This window comes from Sphingobacteriaceae bacterium (assembly GCA_002319075.1).
In the GTDB taxonomy this organism is placed as follows: domain Bacteria; phylum Bacteroidota; class Bacteroidia; order B-17B0; family Aurantibacillaceae; genus Aurantibacillus.
This window is the reverse complement of sequence record NVQB01000001.1, coordinates 1395249-1410408: the sequence shown is the minus strand read 5'-3', so window position 1 is coordinate 1410408 and position 15160 is coordinate 1395249. Positions and strand designations below refer to the sequence as shown.

Annotated in this window: 15 protein-coding genes; 13 read left to right on the top strand and 2 right to left on the bottom strand. The window is 37.8% G+C overall.

Features of this window, described 5'->3' with window-relative positions; genetic code table 11:
- The first annotated feature begins 2 nt into the window (after positions 1 to 2).
- The 8 genes from CNR22_06360 to CNR22_06325 all read left to right on the top strand — a co-directional run bounded on the left by CNR22_06360 (position 3) and on the right by CNR22_06325 (position 7051).
- Positions 3 to 653, top strand: a complete 651-nt coding sequence (locus CNR22_06360) for a cytochrome C (protein PBQ31399.1) — start codon at positions 3 to 5, stop codon at positions 651 to 653.
- A gap of 90 nt (positions 654 to 743) precedes the next feature.
- A complete protein-coding gene (locus tag CNR22_06355) occupies positions 744 to 1913 on the top strand; it encodes a quinol:cytochrome C oxidoreductase (GenBank protein PBQ34841.1) in 1170 nt (389 codons plus the stop codon).
- A 43-nt stretch (positions 1914 to 1956) separates the two neighbouring features.
- Entirely contained in the window at positions 1957 to 3003 is a 1047-nt protein-coding gene (locus CNR22_06350) for a cytochrome C oxidase subunit II (protein ID PBQ31398.1), read from the top strand.
- Between the two features lie 28 nt (positions 3004 to 3031).
- The gene (locus tag CNR22_06345) at positions 3032 to 4858 is read left to right on the top strand and encodes a cytochrome c oxidase subunit I (GenBank protein ID PBQ31397.1); all 1827 of its coding nucleotides are present in this window, start codon (positions 3032 to 3034) and stop codon (positions 4856 to 4858) included.
- Between the two features lie 126 nt (positions 4859 to 4984).
- On the top strand, positions 4985 to 5281 hold the full coding sequence (locus CNR22_06340) for a phosphoribosylpyrophosphate synthetase (GenBank protein ID PBQ31396.1): 297 nt from the start codon (positions 4985 to 4987) through the stop codon (positions 5279 to 5281).
- Between the two features lie 3 nt (positions 5282 to 5284).
- Entirely contained in the window at positions 5285 to 5728 is a 444-nt protein-coding gene (locus CNR22_06335; GenBank protein PBQ31395.1) for a hypothetical protein, read from the top strand.
- Positions 5728 to 6390, top strand: coding sequence for an epimerase (locus CNR22_06330; GenBank protein ID PBQ31394.1), 663 nt, complete (start codon positions 5728 to 5730; stop codon positions 6388 to 6390). The genes CNR22_06335 and CNR22_06330 overlap by 1 nt, the downstream gene beginning before the upstream one ends.
- Before the next feature lie 22 nt (positions 6391 to 6412).
- Positions 6413 to 7051, top strand: coding sequence for a carbonic anhydrase (locus CNR22_06325; protein PBQ31393.1), 639 nt, complete (start codon positions 6413 to 6415; stop codon positions 7049 to 7051).
- A gap of 32 nt (positions 7052 to 7083) precedes the next feature.
- Here the strand turns inward: CNR22_06325 and CNR22_06320 are convergent, their stop codons facing one another.
- Positions 7084 to 8082 carry a multidrug transporter gene (locus CNR22_06320; GenBank protein ID PBQ31392.1) on the bottom strand — a complete coding sequence of 333 codons (999 nt, stop codon included), beginning with the start codon at positions 8080 to 8082 and terminating at the stop codon, positions 7084 to 7086.
- A 110-nt stretch (positions 8083 to 8192) separates the two neighbouring features.
- Here CNR22_06320 and CNR22_06315 point away from each other — a divergent pair, with 110 nt between their 5' ends.
- Complete coding sequence (locus CNR22_06315; GenBank protein PBQ31391.1) at positions 8193 to 8543, top strand: hypothetical protein; 351 nt, start codon at positions 8193 to 8195, stop codon at positions 8541 to 8543.
- A 254-nt stretch (positions 8544 to 8797) separates the two neighbouring features.
- Here CNR22_06315 and CNR22_06310 read toward each other — a convergent pair whose 3' ends face one another.
- Positions 8798 to 10006, bottom strand: coding sequence for an alanine dehydrogenase (locus tag CNR22_06310; protein ID PBQ31390.1), 1209 nt, complete (start codon positions 10004 to 10006; stop codon positions 8798 to 8800).
- Positions 10007 to 10038: 32 nt separating this feature from the next.
- On the opposite strand from CNR22_06310, the gene CNR22_06305 reads away from it, so the two are divergent.
- From CNR22_06305 to CNR22_06290, 4 genes are all read left to right on the top strand, one after another.
- Positions 10039 to 11502 (top strand): hypothetical protein, encoded by a 1464-nt coding sequence (locus tag CNR22_06305; protein ID PBQ31389.1) that lies wholly within the window; start codon positions 10039 to 10041, stop codon positions 11500 to 11502.
- Between the two features lie 55 nt (positions 11503 to 11557).
- Positions 11558 to 12751: a hypothetical protein gene (locus CNR22_06300; GenBank protein ID PBQ31388.1), complete on the top strand. Its 1194-nt coding sequence runs from the start codon at positions 11558 to 11560 to the stop codon at positions 12749 to 12751.
- A gap of 91 nt (positions 12752 to 12842) precedes the next feature.
- Positions 12843 to 14123: a putative DNA modification/repair radical SAM protein gene (locus CNR22_06295; GenBank protein ID PBQ31387.1), complete on the top strand. Its 1281-nt coding sequence runs from the start codon at positions 12843 to 12845 to the stop codon at positions 14121 to 14123.
- Positions 14124 to 14885 (top strand): DNA metabolism protein, encoded by a 762-nt coding sequence (locus CNR22_06290; protein PBQ31386.1) that lies wholly within the window; start codon positions 14124 to 14126, stop codon positions 14883 to 14885. It begins immediately after the preceding gene.
- Positions 14886 to 15160: the final 275 nt, after the last annotated feature.

Sequence of the window (15160 nt, the reverse complement as noted above, 5' to 3'; positions counted from 1 at the left end):
CAATGAAAAAAAATTATAGAACCATAAAATTTGCTTTTAGTGCTGCTCTGGCAAGCCTTGTATTAGCTGGTTTTACATCGTGTGGAAAGCATGATGAGAATAGTCCTGGTGTTGAATTTATGCCTGACATGTACCGTTCTCCGTCACTGGAATACTACCAGACGCACACTGTTGATGGTGATACTGTTGATAATGCTATGAAACCTGTTATAGGAAGTGTTGCACGTGGGTTTATTCCTTACGCGTATCCTAATACTCCTGAAGGTTACGAGCAGGCGGGGATGAATCTTCATAATCCACTGGCAGCTTCAGGCAGAGAGCAATTTGAAAAAGACGGCGAGATTTTATATGGTAAGTTTTGTGTGCATTGCCATGGTGCCACCGGGCAAGGAGATGGAAAAGTAGGTGGTAAATTACCTGGTCCTCCTCCTGCGTATAATGGAACTTTAAAGAATTTACCGGAAGGTAAAATATTTCACACCCTTACTTATGGTAAAGGAACAATGGGTTCTCACGCAAGTCAGTTAACCCAGGAAGAGCGTTGGAAACTGGTTTATTTTGTACAAAAATTACAAGGACCAAAAGAAAACGCAGTGAGTGATAGCACAAAAACAGTTGCTGCAGTTACACCTTCAGCTGCCGTAAACCACTAATATTAAAAAGATTTAAGAGACTAACATATGAATACCGAAAAATTAAATTTTACAGTTCCGTCAAAAGCCAGAATGTTTTCTTTTGGGCTTATGATCGTGGGTTTAATATCTATTATTGCTATGTTCTTAACCGATCATGTAGATGGAGATCCTGAATATCATAATACTCGTGCATGGAGTAACGTATTTGCCGGAGCTTTTTTCTTTATGGCATTGTCTTTAGCTGCTGCTTTCTTTTTAGGATTGCAATATGCCGCTGAAGCAGGTTGGTCTACTACGATTAAACGTGTGATAGAAGCAGTAACCATGTATTTACCATGGGGCTTATCTTTTATGATGTTGTTATTTTTATTAGGTCAATTTCATGTTCACCATATTTATCATTGGATGGCTCCTGGAATTGGTGATCCGAATTCTGAAAATTACGATGCGATTATTGCCGGTAAATTGGGTTACTTTGGCGTATTCTGGTGGGTAAGAACAATTCTTTATATGATTGGATGGTTATGGTTTACTTTTAAATTACGCAGCAACTCTATTGAAGCTGATAAATTGGACGTAGATATTAATAACAGTTACCACTGGAAAAATATTAAAATCGGTGCCTGGTTTATGGTATTGTTCGCTGTTACTTCTTCTACATCTGCATGGGATTGGGTAATGAGCATCGATACACACTGGTTCTCCACTTTATTTGGCTGGTATATTTTTGCCGGAATGTGGATCAGCGCCTTAACAGCTATAACAATTCTTGTTATCTGGTTAAAAAAAGAAGGTTACATGGAATTTGTTACTGAAAGTACTATTCATGATATGGGTAAATGGATGTTCGCTATCTCTTTCTTATGGACATACCTTTACTTCTCTCAATTCATGTTAATATGGTATGCTGATATTCCTGAAGAGGTTATTTATTTCCAGTCACGTTGGGAAAATTACAAAGCCTTAATGTGGACTGTATTCTTTATCAACTTTGCTCTTCCAATGGTGATGTTAATGAGTCGCGATTCAAAACGTAATTTCTTTTTCTTAATGTTTGTGGGAACTATTATTTTCATCGGTCACTATTTGGATGTGATCATGATTGTAATGCCGGGAACAGTTGGTCACCACTGGACAGGCTTAAGCTGGATGGAATTCGGTAACTTCTTTTTCTTTTTAGGTTTATTTATTTATGTTGTATTAAATGCCCTGGCAAAAGCACCATTACGCGTGAAAAATCACCCGTTCATTCAGGAAAGTTTACACCATTCGATCTAAGTTTAATCAAGTAAGAAATTAAAAATTTTAAATAAATAAAGAGATGAGTTTATTAGTTCTGTTAGCCATAGTGTTATTAATAATTGCGGGACACCAATTATTAAGGATTATTGAGTTAAGTCGTGGTTTAAAGAAAACAAAAGAGTGGCAAATTACCGACACCGATAACAACATGATGGGAAAAGCCATGTTGACGTTCATGGTATTATTTTTCTTATTTTTCTTCTGGCAGGTTAACCGCTGGATCGACCGTTCATTGCCGCCTGCGGCTTCTGAACATGGTGCATTGATTGATACGCTTTGGGACGCAAATATGTGGTTAATCACGGTTGTGTTTTTAATTACCAATTTTGTTTTATTCTGGTTCGCATACAAATACCGTGGTAACTCAAAAGCAAAAGCTGTTTATTATCCTCATAATAACAAACTGGAAATGCTTTGGACAGTGGTACCTGCGGTAGCTTTAACCTTCATTATTATTTTTGGTTTAAAATACTGGAATGAAATTATGGATGAGGCGCAAGATCCTAACAGAGTAACTATTGAGCTTTATGCTAAACAATTTGACTGGACTGCGCGTTATGCAGGTGCAGATGGAAAGCTGGGAGAAACAGACTACAGACAAATAACAGGAAGTAACTCTGTTGGTATGGATACTGCGGATGTTGCAGGGTTTGATGATAAATTAGTGAAAAACGAATTTCATATTCCTGTAGGACGTGAGATAGAATTTGTGATGAGAAGTCGCGATGTTATTCACAGTGCTTATATGCCTCACTTCCGCGCACAAATGAACTGTGTGCCAGGTATGATGACGTATTTTAAGTTTAAGCCAACTAAAACTACTGCAGAGATGCGTAAAGATCCTTACACCATAATGATGATGGCCGGTATTAATAAGGCGCGTGCTTTAGAAAATAAAGAAGCGATTGATTTTGATTACCTTTTATTGTGTAATAAAATTTGTGGCGTATCTCACTTCAACATGCAAATGCAAATTGTTGTAGATACAGAGGAAGATTATAAAGCATGGATTGCAAAACAAGGCACATTTAAAAAAGCTGAAAAAGCAGTTGCGGAAAAAAACTAATTTTAAAAATTTCTAAATAAATTACAAGATGGCGGCTACCCCGATAAATACAGGATTAGAGAACGAACATTTAGTTCACCATGATCACGTGCACGACCATGATGATCATCATGAGACTTTTGTGAGTAAATACATTTTCAGTATGGACCACAAAATGATTTCGCGTCAGTTTTTAATTACGGCGATAATCATGGCAGTTGTGGCTATGACGATGTCTATTATTTTCCGCTTGCAATTAGCATGGCCGGGAGAAAAATTTGCTTTCATCAACGCTATTCTTGGCGACAAATGGGGTAAAGACGGAATTTTAGATCCAAACATGTACCTGGCTCTTGTTACAATACACGGTACTATCATGGTGTTCTTCGTATTAACAGGAGGATTAAGCGGTACGTTCAGTAACCTCTTAATTCCACTGCAAATCGGTGCGCGTGATATGGCTTCAGGATTCTTAAACATGTTGTCATACTGGTTCTTTTTTGTATCCAGTGCTATTATGTTATCTTCTTGTTTTATTGATGACGGTCCTGCTTCAGCTGGGTGGACAATTTATCCTCCGTTATCGGCATTACCTGAAGCGATTCCAGGTTCTAAATTAGGGATGACTATGTGGTTAATTTCAATGGCGATTTTCATTGTATCATCGTTATTAGGAAGTTTAAATTACATTATCACCATTATCAACTTGAGAACAAAAGGGATGAAAATGACAAGATTGCCTTTATCTATCTGGGCTTTCTTTATCACGGCTATCTTAGGGGTACTTTCTTTCCCGGTATTATTATCTTGTGCATTATTGTTGATTTTCGACAGAAGTTTTAACACTTCGTTTTACCTGTCTGATATCTACATTGGTGGTCGCCCTTTGGATAATGTAGGTGGAAGCCCTATCTTATTTGAACACTTATTCTGGTTCTTAGGTCACCCGGAGGTATATATCGTATTATTACCTGCTTTAGGTATTGCTTCTGAAGTTATTGCTACAAGTTCACGTAAGCCTATTTTCGGTTACCGTGCAATGATCGGGTCTATTTTAGCGATCGGTTTCTTATCGTTTATCGTATGGGGTCACCATATGTTTATGACTGGTATGAACCCATTCTTAGGTTCTGTATTCGTATTTACTACATTATTAATTGCTATTCCTTCAGCTGTTAAGGCCTTTAATTACATAACAACTATGTGGAAAGGAAATATCCAATTCACCCCGGCGATGTTGTTCGCTATTGGGTTGGTTTCTTCTTTCATTACTGGTGGTGTAACAGGTATTATCTTAGCTGACTCAACATTAGATATTAACGTACATGATACTTATTTTGTGGTAGCTCACTTCCACATTGTAATGGGATTAAGCGCCATCTTCGGGATGTTTGCAGGTGTTTATCACTGGTTCCCGAAAATGTTCTTACGCATGATGAACAAGAAACTGGGTTATGCTCACTTCTGGATCACTATCACTATGGCTTATGGTGTTTTCTTCCCGATGCACTTCTTAGGCTTAGCAGGTGTTCCGCGTCGTTATTATACAAACAGTAACTTTCCGATGTTTGACAATTTAGTTGACATTAATGAGATCGTTACTATTTGCGCTATCATTGGTGCACTTGGACAAGGTATTTTCTTATTCAATTTTTTCTATAGTATTTTCCGTGGTGAGAAAGCACCGCAAAATCCTTGGAATGCTAACTCTTTAGAGTGGACTACTCCTATGGCAAACATTCACGGTAACTGGCCTAACGAATTACCTGTAGTTCACCGTTGGGCTTATGACTACAGCAAACCAGGAAAAGAAAAAGATTTCGTTCCTCAAACGGTTCCTTTGGAAGAAGGAGAAGAAGATGGTGGATCGCATTAATATGTTATACATTTAAAAAAAAGGTCTCTTACGAGGCCTTTTTTTATGCACCAATTTGTGGTTTTAAATCTTCCTGTTTATTACTACTTTTATTCGTGCCAATAAAATTAAATTCTGATTCTAACTATGGAAAATTACGATACACTTAGTAAAGCGATAACTGCACTAAAGGAACAAGGCTATACGGTTGATTTTAACCTGCAGAAAAATGGCATTATTTGCAGTAAGGGAATACATAAATATTCGGCAAAGGAGTTTGAAATTGATAAATCTTTCCGTTTTGATGTAAATGAAGATCCATCAGATCAATCTGTGTTATACGCTATTTCTTCTCATGACCACAAGATAAAAGGCTTGTTGGTGAACGGTTACGGTGTTTATTCGGATGATCTTACAAATGAACTCCTTGAAAAACTAAAATAATTTATTCAGGTGGAGAAAGAAATCATCAAAAAATATTCGAACGGAGAAGTAACAATAGTATGGAAACCTTCAGCATGTATTCATTCTACACTGTGTTGGAAAGGTGAAGCTGGATTACCCGATGTTTTTAATCCAAGGATAAAGCCATGGATTAACCCTAATGGAGCTTCGTCGGAAAAGATAGTTGCTCAGGTGAAAAAATGTCCGAGTGGTGCGCTAAGTTATTTTTATAATGAGGTTGAAGAGAAAAAGGATGAAGTAGTAACGGAAATAAAAATTGAAGCGGTGCTAAACGGACCCTTATTGGTTTACGGAAATGTTCTTGTAAAAGATTCAAAAGGGAATGAAGCACAAAGAAATAATGTGACAGCGCTTTGTCGTTGCGGCAAATCAGAGAATAAGCCGTATTGCGATGGTAATCATATCAAACATAATTTTGAAGGATAATGACATTAAAAGTAATTGTAACCGGAGTTACAGGTATGGTTGGCGAAGGAGTATTGCACGAGTGTGTGCTTAACCCGGATGTGGAAGAGATTTTGATACTGACCAGAAAGCCTTCGGGATATAAACATCCTAAAGTAAAGGAGATTGTTCACGAGGATTTTTTTAACCTCGTTCCTATTCAAGAAAAACTAAGTGGCTACAACGCCTGCTTTTTTTGTTTAGGAGTGTCTTCTGTTGGTATGAAAGAAGAAGGATATACCAAAATGACGTATACCCTGACGCTGCATGCTGCCGGCATTATTTCAAAGCAAAACAAGGATCTTGTTTTTACTTATGTTTCAGGCGCAGGAACAGACAGCACAGAAAAAGGAAATAGCATGTGGGCGCGGGTAAAAGGTAAAACCGAGAATGATTTATCAAAGCTGCCTTTCAAAGCAGTTTATTTATTTCGCCCTGGATTTATGCTACCGACAAAAGGTTTAAAGAATACTTTAAAAATGTATAAATATTTTTCCTGGTTGTATCCGGTATTACGCACGCTTTTTCCGTCCACTGCATCTACCTTAAAAGAGTTGGGACTTGCCATGATTCATGTGGCGCTTAAGGGTTATGAAAAATCAATTCTGGAAGTTAAAGACATTGTAAAAGCAGCAAAAAATTAAAACTCATTTAAAACCATAAACTATGCCATCGTACAAAGAAGTATTTGACAACAACCTGAAGTGGTTAGAAAAGAAAAAAGAAACGGACGCTTCTTTTTTTGAGAAACTTTCCAAGGACCAACATCCGGAATATTTATATATTGGATGCAGCGACAGTCGTGTCACCGCCGAAGATATGATGGGCGCTGAGCCTGGTGATGTATTCGTACATCGTAATGTTGCTAACCTGGTTAATGCAATAGATTTAAATGTAATGTCCGTAATAAATTACGGGGTTCGCTATTTAGGTGTAAAGCACATTATAGTTTGCGGTCACTATAATTGCGGAGGTGTAAAAGCCGCCATGCAGCCAAAAGACATGGGGATACTCAATCCCTGGTTGAGAAACATACGCGACGTTTATCGCTTGCATATGAATGAATTGGATGCTATAAAAGATGAAACAGCAAGATACAACCGATTGGTAGAGCTTAACGTTCAGGAGCAATGTGTGAATGTTATCAAACTGGCGAGTGTGCAACAAGGCTATTTAAAAAATAAATATCCCGAAGTGCATGGTTGGGTGTTCGATATCCACACGGGTAAGATCATTGATCTGAAACTGGATTTTGAAAAGATTTTAAAAGACATTCAAAAGATCTATAATCTGACGGGGGAATAAGTACTCGAGTATATCAAGTACTCGCAGAGGCTTTACATCAATATATTATTAACCGGAGTAGTTGGAGCTGGCAGGTCTTTTTCATCCAGCATATCACGAAGATCAATTTCAATATTGCGACTGATGTTGGTGATTGGAACGTCGTTAGCTCCACCTTCAAAAGGGTTTTCGGTTGACTCACCTATGCGTTCCATAATGTAAAACACCCAGCCAACAATAACAGAGCAGGGAACAGTTACCCAGATAAACCATTGCCCGAGTTCATCCGTGAGCTTTCCAAATTCCTGCAAAATACCAAAGGGAAGCATAAACTCAAACAAGCGGATAAACATTTGATTTATTGTAGCGAATTGTCTCGGATAAGGAAAATTTTTAATGCGTTCTGATTTTCCCTGGTGATCATAGAGCGCTACCAGAATCTGTTCCAATTCAACAAAATCAAGTTCAGAAATTTTGTTTGCTTCTTTTAAACGACGCAGGTGGGAAGATTGCAGTGCGATAATTTGCGTGGCTTTGTTTTTTTTGCCAAGGATATAAATCAGTTCTTCCTCAGAAAGAAATTTTTTTAGCTCTTCTTCGAGATTTTGTTCTTTTTCAGGAACTTTATAAAAATGCGCATATTCTAAATTGCTCGCCAAGGTCATATTTTCCCATGCACGTGGTTCACGCATCTGAAAACGCAAAGCGGTGAGCCAGGCCAGATGACGGTATATAAGTATTTGTATCTCTGCTTTGTCCGTTTTTACGGTGTCTTTTGCAAGAATGCTCCATGCCCTGCTGGAGTTAACAATGCTTCCCCAGATTTGTCTTGCTTCCCAAAGACGATTATATGTTTGTGTGTTCTTAAATCCAACCACAAAGGCGGCGGCAGTTCCTACCAAAGCTATTGCAACCCAGGGAATAACCAGCCATTTTATATTAAAGAAATAATAAAGTGAAGTAGGTATCAATGAAACAATAATAAAATTATAAGTGTCTCGTCTTGTCCAAATGATCACCTCCGTAAAAGTAAATCTTCTTCCTGCATGCATAGTTTTGAATTTAAAAGGAAAAATACAAAGTTTATAAGAGAGACGCAAAAAATTAGAAGAGTTTCAGGCCGGGATGTTAAGAGCGTATAGTTTTTTTCTTACCTTAAAACATGCTTAATGCTCTCGATAATTATTTTCTTACAAAAGAAGAACCTGTGAAAGGTTGTCTGCTATTTCTGCGCGAGTATATTTTAAAGCAGGATAAAAATATAACGGAAGCCTGGAAGTATGGGATGCCGTTTTACTGCTATAAGGGAAAGATGTTTTGTTATTTGTGGGTCCACAAAAAATATTTGCAGCCTTATATTGGTATTGTGGAGGGAGCGAAAATAAATCATCCGGACTTACTGCAGGAGAAAAGGGCGAGGATGAAGATTTTACTGGTGGATGCGACAAAGGATATTCCGGTTAAGAAGATTGATAGGATTATGGGAGATGTGCTGCGGCTCTATCGTACCTAGCCTGGCCACAGATTGCACGCATGACACTGATTTTTTTTAAGAAAAAATTTATGTGAAGGATTCGCCTTTGGCGATATGAATTTTGCTGATCTATTTGCAGAAGAGCAAGGTTTTATTTACTGACGCAGATTTATTTGCCTTTGGCAAATATGAATTTCGCTGATCTTTATGCCGAGATGCGTTACAAAGTGGATGCTGCTGATTGTATTTTTAAGCCAGTAAGCCGTTGACCTTAAACTTTCACCTATTGACTTCTAACTATAAGCATAATCACTTAAGTACTCGTAATTAAGAGTCAACTTCCCGTCTTTGCAAATGCTTGCACGCTTGATGACTTTATCTTTGTCTTCGCCGAAAATAAAGGGAAGAACACGTTCTGAAAGGTCTTTTCCGAAATCGTCGCTGGCGTTACGCGGAAGTTCGCAGGGAAGATTATCTACTGCCATAATACAAATGGTGTCTTTATTAAAAGGCAAATCTTCTTTCTCTGTTTTAATATTGTATCCGTAAAAAGGCTGGGCAATAGAACTGGCGCGAATAGTTGTAGGAACAGAACCGTCTATGTCGCAAGTCACGTCGGCTATTACAGACATTCTGAAATCTGAAGCTTTCATGTCTTTCTTTTCAAACATTTTAGGAGCACGTGGATCCCAATAGTGAGTGGAGATGTAAAGGTCTGTTACTTTTGTAAAAGGTGGAAACTTGGAAACAAAATGTTCAGGATGCGCGAAAAAGTCGTTGAGATCAAAATTGTGATCATTAGGCCTTTCTACATAATCACGGGGGTTCATCTGACAATAAACAGGTTCTCTGAACGAAGCCATCATAAATTCTTCTGGCGTAACTTTCCTGATTTTAAGAGCACTCAATGTTTCAATCGCGCCATTGGCAACACGTCCACCGCCTGTTAAGGCAATTTTAATGTTTGGAAGTTTTGCGCGTTTTAATTCTTCTTCCATTTCAGCCTTGTCGCGACATTGATTCGCAGGCTTCAACCTGAAAAGATCGTACTTTAATCCGTAACCAAGAATACCGTTATAGGCACCCACAATTCCGGCATAACGGCCAAAACCTATGATCCTGTTATTGTTTTTATCTGTCAAGGTCTCGTAATCGATCATCTGGATTTTTTTCTCAATCAGTGCTTTGATCAACTTCTTGTTATGCGGCTGTTTTTTTATAGTATGCGAAAAGAAAAAATATTTTTTACCCGCGATTAATTTTTCTGCGGGAACCTCTTTCACGCCCATTAAAATATCGCAGTCGTTTAAATCTTCCTGGAGCGTTACACCAAAAGAGGTGTACTCATCGTCGCTATAACATCTTATTTTGCTCGGTTGCACAACAATTTCTACGTTAGGGTATTGGCGCATAAGGTCAGAACAAATTAAAGGCGTTAGAGGAACACGCTTATCTGGCGGACTTTTTTCTTCACGCAGCACTCCTATTTTGAATTTTTCCATGCGAATGTTGTATTTTTACAAAGATAACATTTATGCCATTTTTGAAGCCTTTTTTAGCCGTTATTTTGCTTGTTTTCGGAGCAGGGACTAATGGTTATTCGCAAAAAAAAGAGTCGCTTCAAATTAAAAAGTATTCGCCACTGCAATTAAAAGAGGACGCTACCCTGCTTACGAATGTTTTGTTAAGTATGCATCCGGCAATTGGTGTTTACAAACCCAGAGCTTACTACGAAGAACTATTTGAAGCTTATGTTGCTTCATTCACAGATAGTTTGACTGAAAAACAATTTCGTTTAAAAACAAAATTACTTGTAGATGAACTGCACTGCGGTCATACAGAGGTTTTGTATTCTACAGCTTTTTACAAAGAAATGAATAAACAAAGAATCAATTATTCCCCTTATGTTTTTCTGCCTGTTGAAGAGAAAGCTTATATGATAGCAAATCTGAATAAAAAGCAAGATAGCACAATAAAAAAAGGTTCTGAGATTACAAAAATAAATGGTATCGCGGTAGATTCTATGATTCGCTATTCAAAGCGGTTTATAAGTACGGATGGTTTTAATCGAAGTGCAAAAGATTATTTTGTTCAATTAGGATTTAATAGTTATTACCTTGGATTGTTTGGTCGTCCCGATACTTTTGAAGTAGAATACAAGGAGAATAAGATTTTAAAAACAGCAAAATATGCTGCATTTAAAACAAAAGCTTTTCCTCCATTACCTCTCGGACCAAAAGAAGATAGTCTTTTAATCAGGTACAGGAATTCCAAAATCGATTACCGCTATTTAGGAGAGGGAAAAAAAACGATGCTCTTAAAAATTGAGAAATTTTCGCACAGAGGCGATATTCGGGCATATAGGAGAATTTTTAGAAAGCTGCGGAAAAATAAAACAGAAAATCTTATTCTTGATTTGAGAAATAATGGCGGTGGAAGCCTGGCCAATAGTTACAGACTTTTAAGTTATTTGTTGGATAAGAAGAGTACACAAACGTTACGGACCGGAATTAAGAACTATCCTTACAGAAAATATACAAGTGGAAATTTTGCTTTCAAATTTACCCGCTTCGCTTACAAACTTATTGGAGAGAAAAAAACGGTTCATGACACAGACAATTTTATTTATACAATAAAACCGCACAAAAAAAATCACTACGCTAAAAAAATAGTTGTCCTTACTAATGGTGGGTCTTTTTCTGCGTCATGTCTTGTTGCGGGCTATTTAAAGGCATTTAACCGGGCCGTTTTTATAGGACAAGAAACCGGTGGGGCCATAGAAGGTTGTAATGCGGGTATTACGCCATTTTATAGATTGCCAAATACAAAAATAAGGGTGCGTGTTCCGGCCTTTCGTATTGTGCACGATGTTTGTCCTGTTATTACCGGGCACGGGATTTTACCCGATTACCAAATAAATTACTCCTTAAAAGATATTCTCTCTAAAAAAGATCTGGAACTTCAAAAGGCACTGGAATTGATTAGGGACGCGGAATAAATATATTCGTGGAGTAATTATTGTTTTATTTAGCGACAATCCTTACTATTGCTACATGTCTTTTAGGGAGTTAATCAATTCTATTGCAAATGCCGGAGTAAAAAAAGATTACTTGCCCTGGGAAGCCTGCCTCACCAGAAAACTAAACCTCTCTTCTTTATTGGGCATTTGCAATGTAGGCATAGCCCTTATTGTTTTTTTATCCATGGGGTATTACGGCTCTACCACAGAAGGCCTTGTCGTTCTGGCTGTAGCGCCCTTTGTAATGCTTCTTAACCGGATTGTTAATTACGTTGCAGCTTTGTATCTTTTTGCCCTTATAGGAGGAGGCTTATTCTATATTATTTCGTTAAAAATGGGTGTAGAGTCTTTTGCTTTCTTATACTATTTTCCATTTATTACGCTCATCATTCAAATGGCCGGGCGAAAAGAACTTTACCGGCACCTTGTTATTCTTCTTTTTTTGCTGGCTCTATCAATAATTTCTTTACTTGTTAGTTATAAAATTGGATTTTATGAACCTATAATGCCAGCGGAACTTGTGCAGAGTTCAAAGTTTGTGAATGTCTTTTTTAGTTTTACCGTATCCATTGGTTTTATGTTTATCCTTTCTACTCAAGCGATAAAACAAGAACAGGATTTAAAAACAGCGCTTCATCAAAAGGAAATTTTGCTGGCAGAATTATTTCACCGGGTAAAAAATAATTTGAACATTGTAACAAGTTTACTTAACCTTAAGAAAGATTCTACGGAGTCTCCTGAGGCAAAGCAAGCTCTTGAAGAGTGCAGGACTTTAGTATTTTCAATGGCTTTGGTACACACAAAAATTTACAATACAAACAGTGTAGACAATATAAATTTCAGCGAATATCTTCACGATCTGGTTCCCGAATTAATTAATTCTATCGGAGGTGTAAATGCTGTTGATTTTGATTTGTATAGCCCCTCTATGACCATGAGTCTCTCACAAGCCATTCCTTGTGGTCTGATCGTAAATGAACTTATCACCAATGCTTTTAAACACGGACGTACTCCCGAGCGAAAATTAAAGATCAGGATAGTGCTGAAAGAAGAAAGTGATTCTATATTGTTGGAAGTAGGGGATAATGGTCCTGGATTTACCCAGAAAGACAAGCCTGTCGGTTCTTTAGGGATGGATCTTATAAAGTCTCTGGTAGAGCAGCTCGACGGAGATTATGCATTTCATAACAGAGAAGGGCTGCAATTTAATTTGAGATTTAGTCAGTAGTAAAGTTTCTCAGGGTAAAAACTTATCCTAATACTATAAATCATAGCAGTCTTCCTTTTCGTTTGGCAGTAACTTTATAAGGAACTGTACCATGGATAACAAAACACAAAAAACTTCCGAGACCCGCATTTTTGAAAAATTAAGCATTTTATCGGATGCTGCTAAGTATGACGTATCCTGTTCTTCTAGCGGGAGTAAAAGAAAAAATGAAAACAAAGGATTGGGCGATACCACGGGCATGGGCATCTGTCACAGTTATACCGAAGATGGCCGTTGCGTTTCTTTGCTTAAAATTTTACTCACTAACTATTGTATTTTTGATTGCGCTTATTGCGTTTCCAGGAAAAGTAACGATGTAAAGCGAGCCGCGTTTACGATTGAAGAAGTAGTGGATCTTACCATGAATTTTTATAAACGCAATTATATAGAAGGCCTTTTTTTAAGTTCGGGAATTTTTAAAGATGCCGATTTTACCATGGAGCGCCTTGTTACGATTGCAAAAAAATTACGGCAAGAACATAAGTTTAATGGCTATATCCATTTAAAAACAATTCCCGGAGCCAGCCAGGAGCTTATGAATGAGGCAGGCTTATATGCAGACCGTTTAAGTGTGAATATAGAAATGCCAACAGAGTCTTCTTTAAAATTATTAGCTCCGGAAAAGAATTTTAAAGATGTGATGGAGCCGATGTCTTATTTGAGCCAATCATTAGTTGTTTATAGAGAAGAGAAAAAACATATTAAAAGTACACCCTCTTTTATGCCAGCGGGTCAAAGTACGCAGATGGTAATCGGCGCCACGCCCGAAACAGATAAGGATATTATGTATATGGCCAATAGTCTTTACAAAAGTTATAATTTAAAACGCGTTTATTATTCAGGATATATTCCTATTCGTGAGCATGAGGTAATGCCGGGTATTGGCACCCCGCCGCCTTTAATAAGGGAGCACCGCTTGTACCAGACAGATTGGTTGATGCGTTTTTACGGTTTTTCTGTTAATGAAATTCTGGATGAAAAACATCCTTCTCTGGATGTGGCTATTGATCCCAAACTCAGCTGGGCTTTGCGCAACATGCATTTATTTCCGTTGGATATAAATACGGCCGACTACGCTAAAATTTTAAGAGTGCCTGGCATAGGTGTTGGATCTGCAAACAAGATTGTGGCTGCGCGCAGATTTGGAAAATTAGATTGGTCGCAATTGCAGAAAATTGGAATTTCCATGAACAAAGCAAGGTATTTTATAACCTGTAGTTTTAGAGATCTTTCCATGATAGAAATTAGTGCGGATAAAATCCGGAATAAACTTTTAACTGCATCTCAGAGTAAATTTAAATCGGCCTATTCACCTCAATTGACACTTTTTTAAATGACGCAGTATTCTTACGACGGAAGCTTCGCCGGTTTATTGACGTGTATTTTCGAAATATACGATCGCAAAAGTTCAGACCCTGATATAGTTAGGTCGGGAATGACGGACGCTTTAATTTTTTCTGAAACTATGGAGGTTGTAACGGACGAAGTAAAAGCGGAACGGGTATGGAAAGGATTAAAAGAAAAAGTTTCTGAAAAAACTTTAACGGCGATTTATTGGGCGTTTTTATCAGAATTAAAGGGAATAGAAAATTCAATCTACCTGCTTGTGAAATATATTTTTAGTTCTAATGAAAATGTAGAGTCGAATTTTGGAAATGAGTATGTGCTTTTAATTACACAAATCGCAAGAAAAGTGGGAAGAGAAAAGCACAGGTTTGAAGCCTTTGTAAGATTTGAATTAATAGGAACGGATTTTTTTTATTCGCCAGTAGATCCCGATTTTAATGTTCTCCCGATTATTGTTCCGCATTTTAAAAGCCGCTATCCCGCGCAGGACTGGATAATTTATGATACCAAAAGAAAATATGGCATTCATTACGATAAAGAAACGGAGCAAATAAATGAGGTTTTAATTGACTTCAGCGACGATAAAAAAGAAACAAGCGATTTTGTTTTTGAGCCGGAAGAAAAGTATTATAAAGACCTTTGGCGTAATTATTTTAAGAGTGTAAATATTGCAGTGCGAAAAAATACCAAACTGCATTTGAAACATGTTCCGAAGCGGTATTGGAAGTATTTGGTGGAGAAACAGTGATCTCGACTACGCTCGATCTGACATCTCGACTATGCACAAGCTGGCCTTAACATCCACTGGATGTTAATCCTGCTCGATGTGACATCTCGACTATGCACAAGCTGGCCTTAACATCCACTGGATGTTAATCCTGCTCGATCTGACATTCGGCTATGCTGGATGTGATATTGCTAACACACGGGCCGGCTCAAAAGAGTCTTAACTCTTTTGCCCTGCTCGATCTGACATCCCGACTATGCAAAAGCTGGCCTTAACATGCACTGGATGTTAATCCT

Bases quoted from the DNA above. Each gene is read 5' to 3' on its own strand.
- CNR22_06345 (PBQ31397.1), top strand. From the start codon at position 3,032: ATGGCGGCTACCCCGATAAATACAGGATTAGAGAACGAACATTTAGTT.
- CNR22_06350 (PBQ31398.1), top strand. From the start codon at position 1,957: ATGAGTTTATTAGTTCTGTTAGCCATAGTGTTATTAATAATTGCGGGA.
- CNR22_06360 (PBQ31399.1), top strand. From the start codon at position 3: ATGAAAAAAAATTATAGAACCATAAAATTTGCTTTTAGTGCTGCTCTG.
- CNR22_06300 (PBQ31388.1), top strand. From the start codon at position 11,558: ATGTCTTTTAGGGAGTTAATCAATTCTATTGCAAATGCCGGAGTAAAA.
- CNR22_06355 (PBQ34841.1), top strand. From the start codon at position 744: ATGATCGTGGGTTTAATATCTATTATTGCTATGTTCTTAACCGATCAT.
- CNR22_06315 (PBQ31391.1), top strand. From the start codon at position 8,193: ATGCTTAATGCTCTCGATAATTATTTTCTTACAAAAGAAGAACCTGTG.
- CNR22_06320 (PBQ31392.1), bottom strand. From the start codon at position 8,082: ATGCATGCAGGAAGAAGATTTACTTTTACGGAGGTGATCATTTGGACA.
- CNR22_06325 (PBQ31393.1), top strand. From the start codon at position 6,413: ATGCCATCGTACAAAGAAGTATTTGACAACAACCTGAAGTGGTTAGAA.
- CNR22_06340 (PBQ31396.1), top strand. From the start codon at position 4,985: ATGGAAAATTACGATACACTTAGTAAAGCGATAACTGCACTAAAGGAA.
- CNR22_06305 (PBQ31389.1), top strand. From the start codon at position 10,039: ATGCCATTTTTGAAGCCTTTTTTAGCCGTTATTTTGCTTGTTTTCGGA.
- CNR22_06290 (PBQ31386.1), top strand. From the start codon at position 14,124: ATGACGCAGTATTCTTACGACGGAAGCTTCGCCGGTTTATTGACGTGT.
- CNR22_06310 (PBQ31390.1), bottom strand. From the start codon at position 10,006: ATGGAAAAATTCAAAATAGGAGTGCTGCGTGAAGAAAAAAGTCCGCCA.
- CNR22_06295 (PBQ31387.1), top strand. From the start codon at position 12,843: ATGGATAACAAAACACAAAAAACTTCCGAGACCCGCATTTTTGAAAAA.
- CNR22_06330 (PBQ31394.1), top strand. From the start codon at position 5,728: ATGACATTAAAAGTAATTGTAACCGGAGTTACAGGTATGGTTGGCGAA.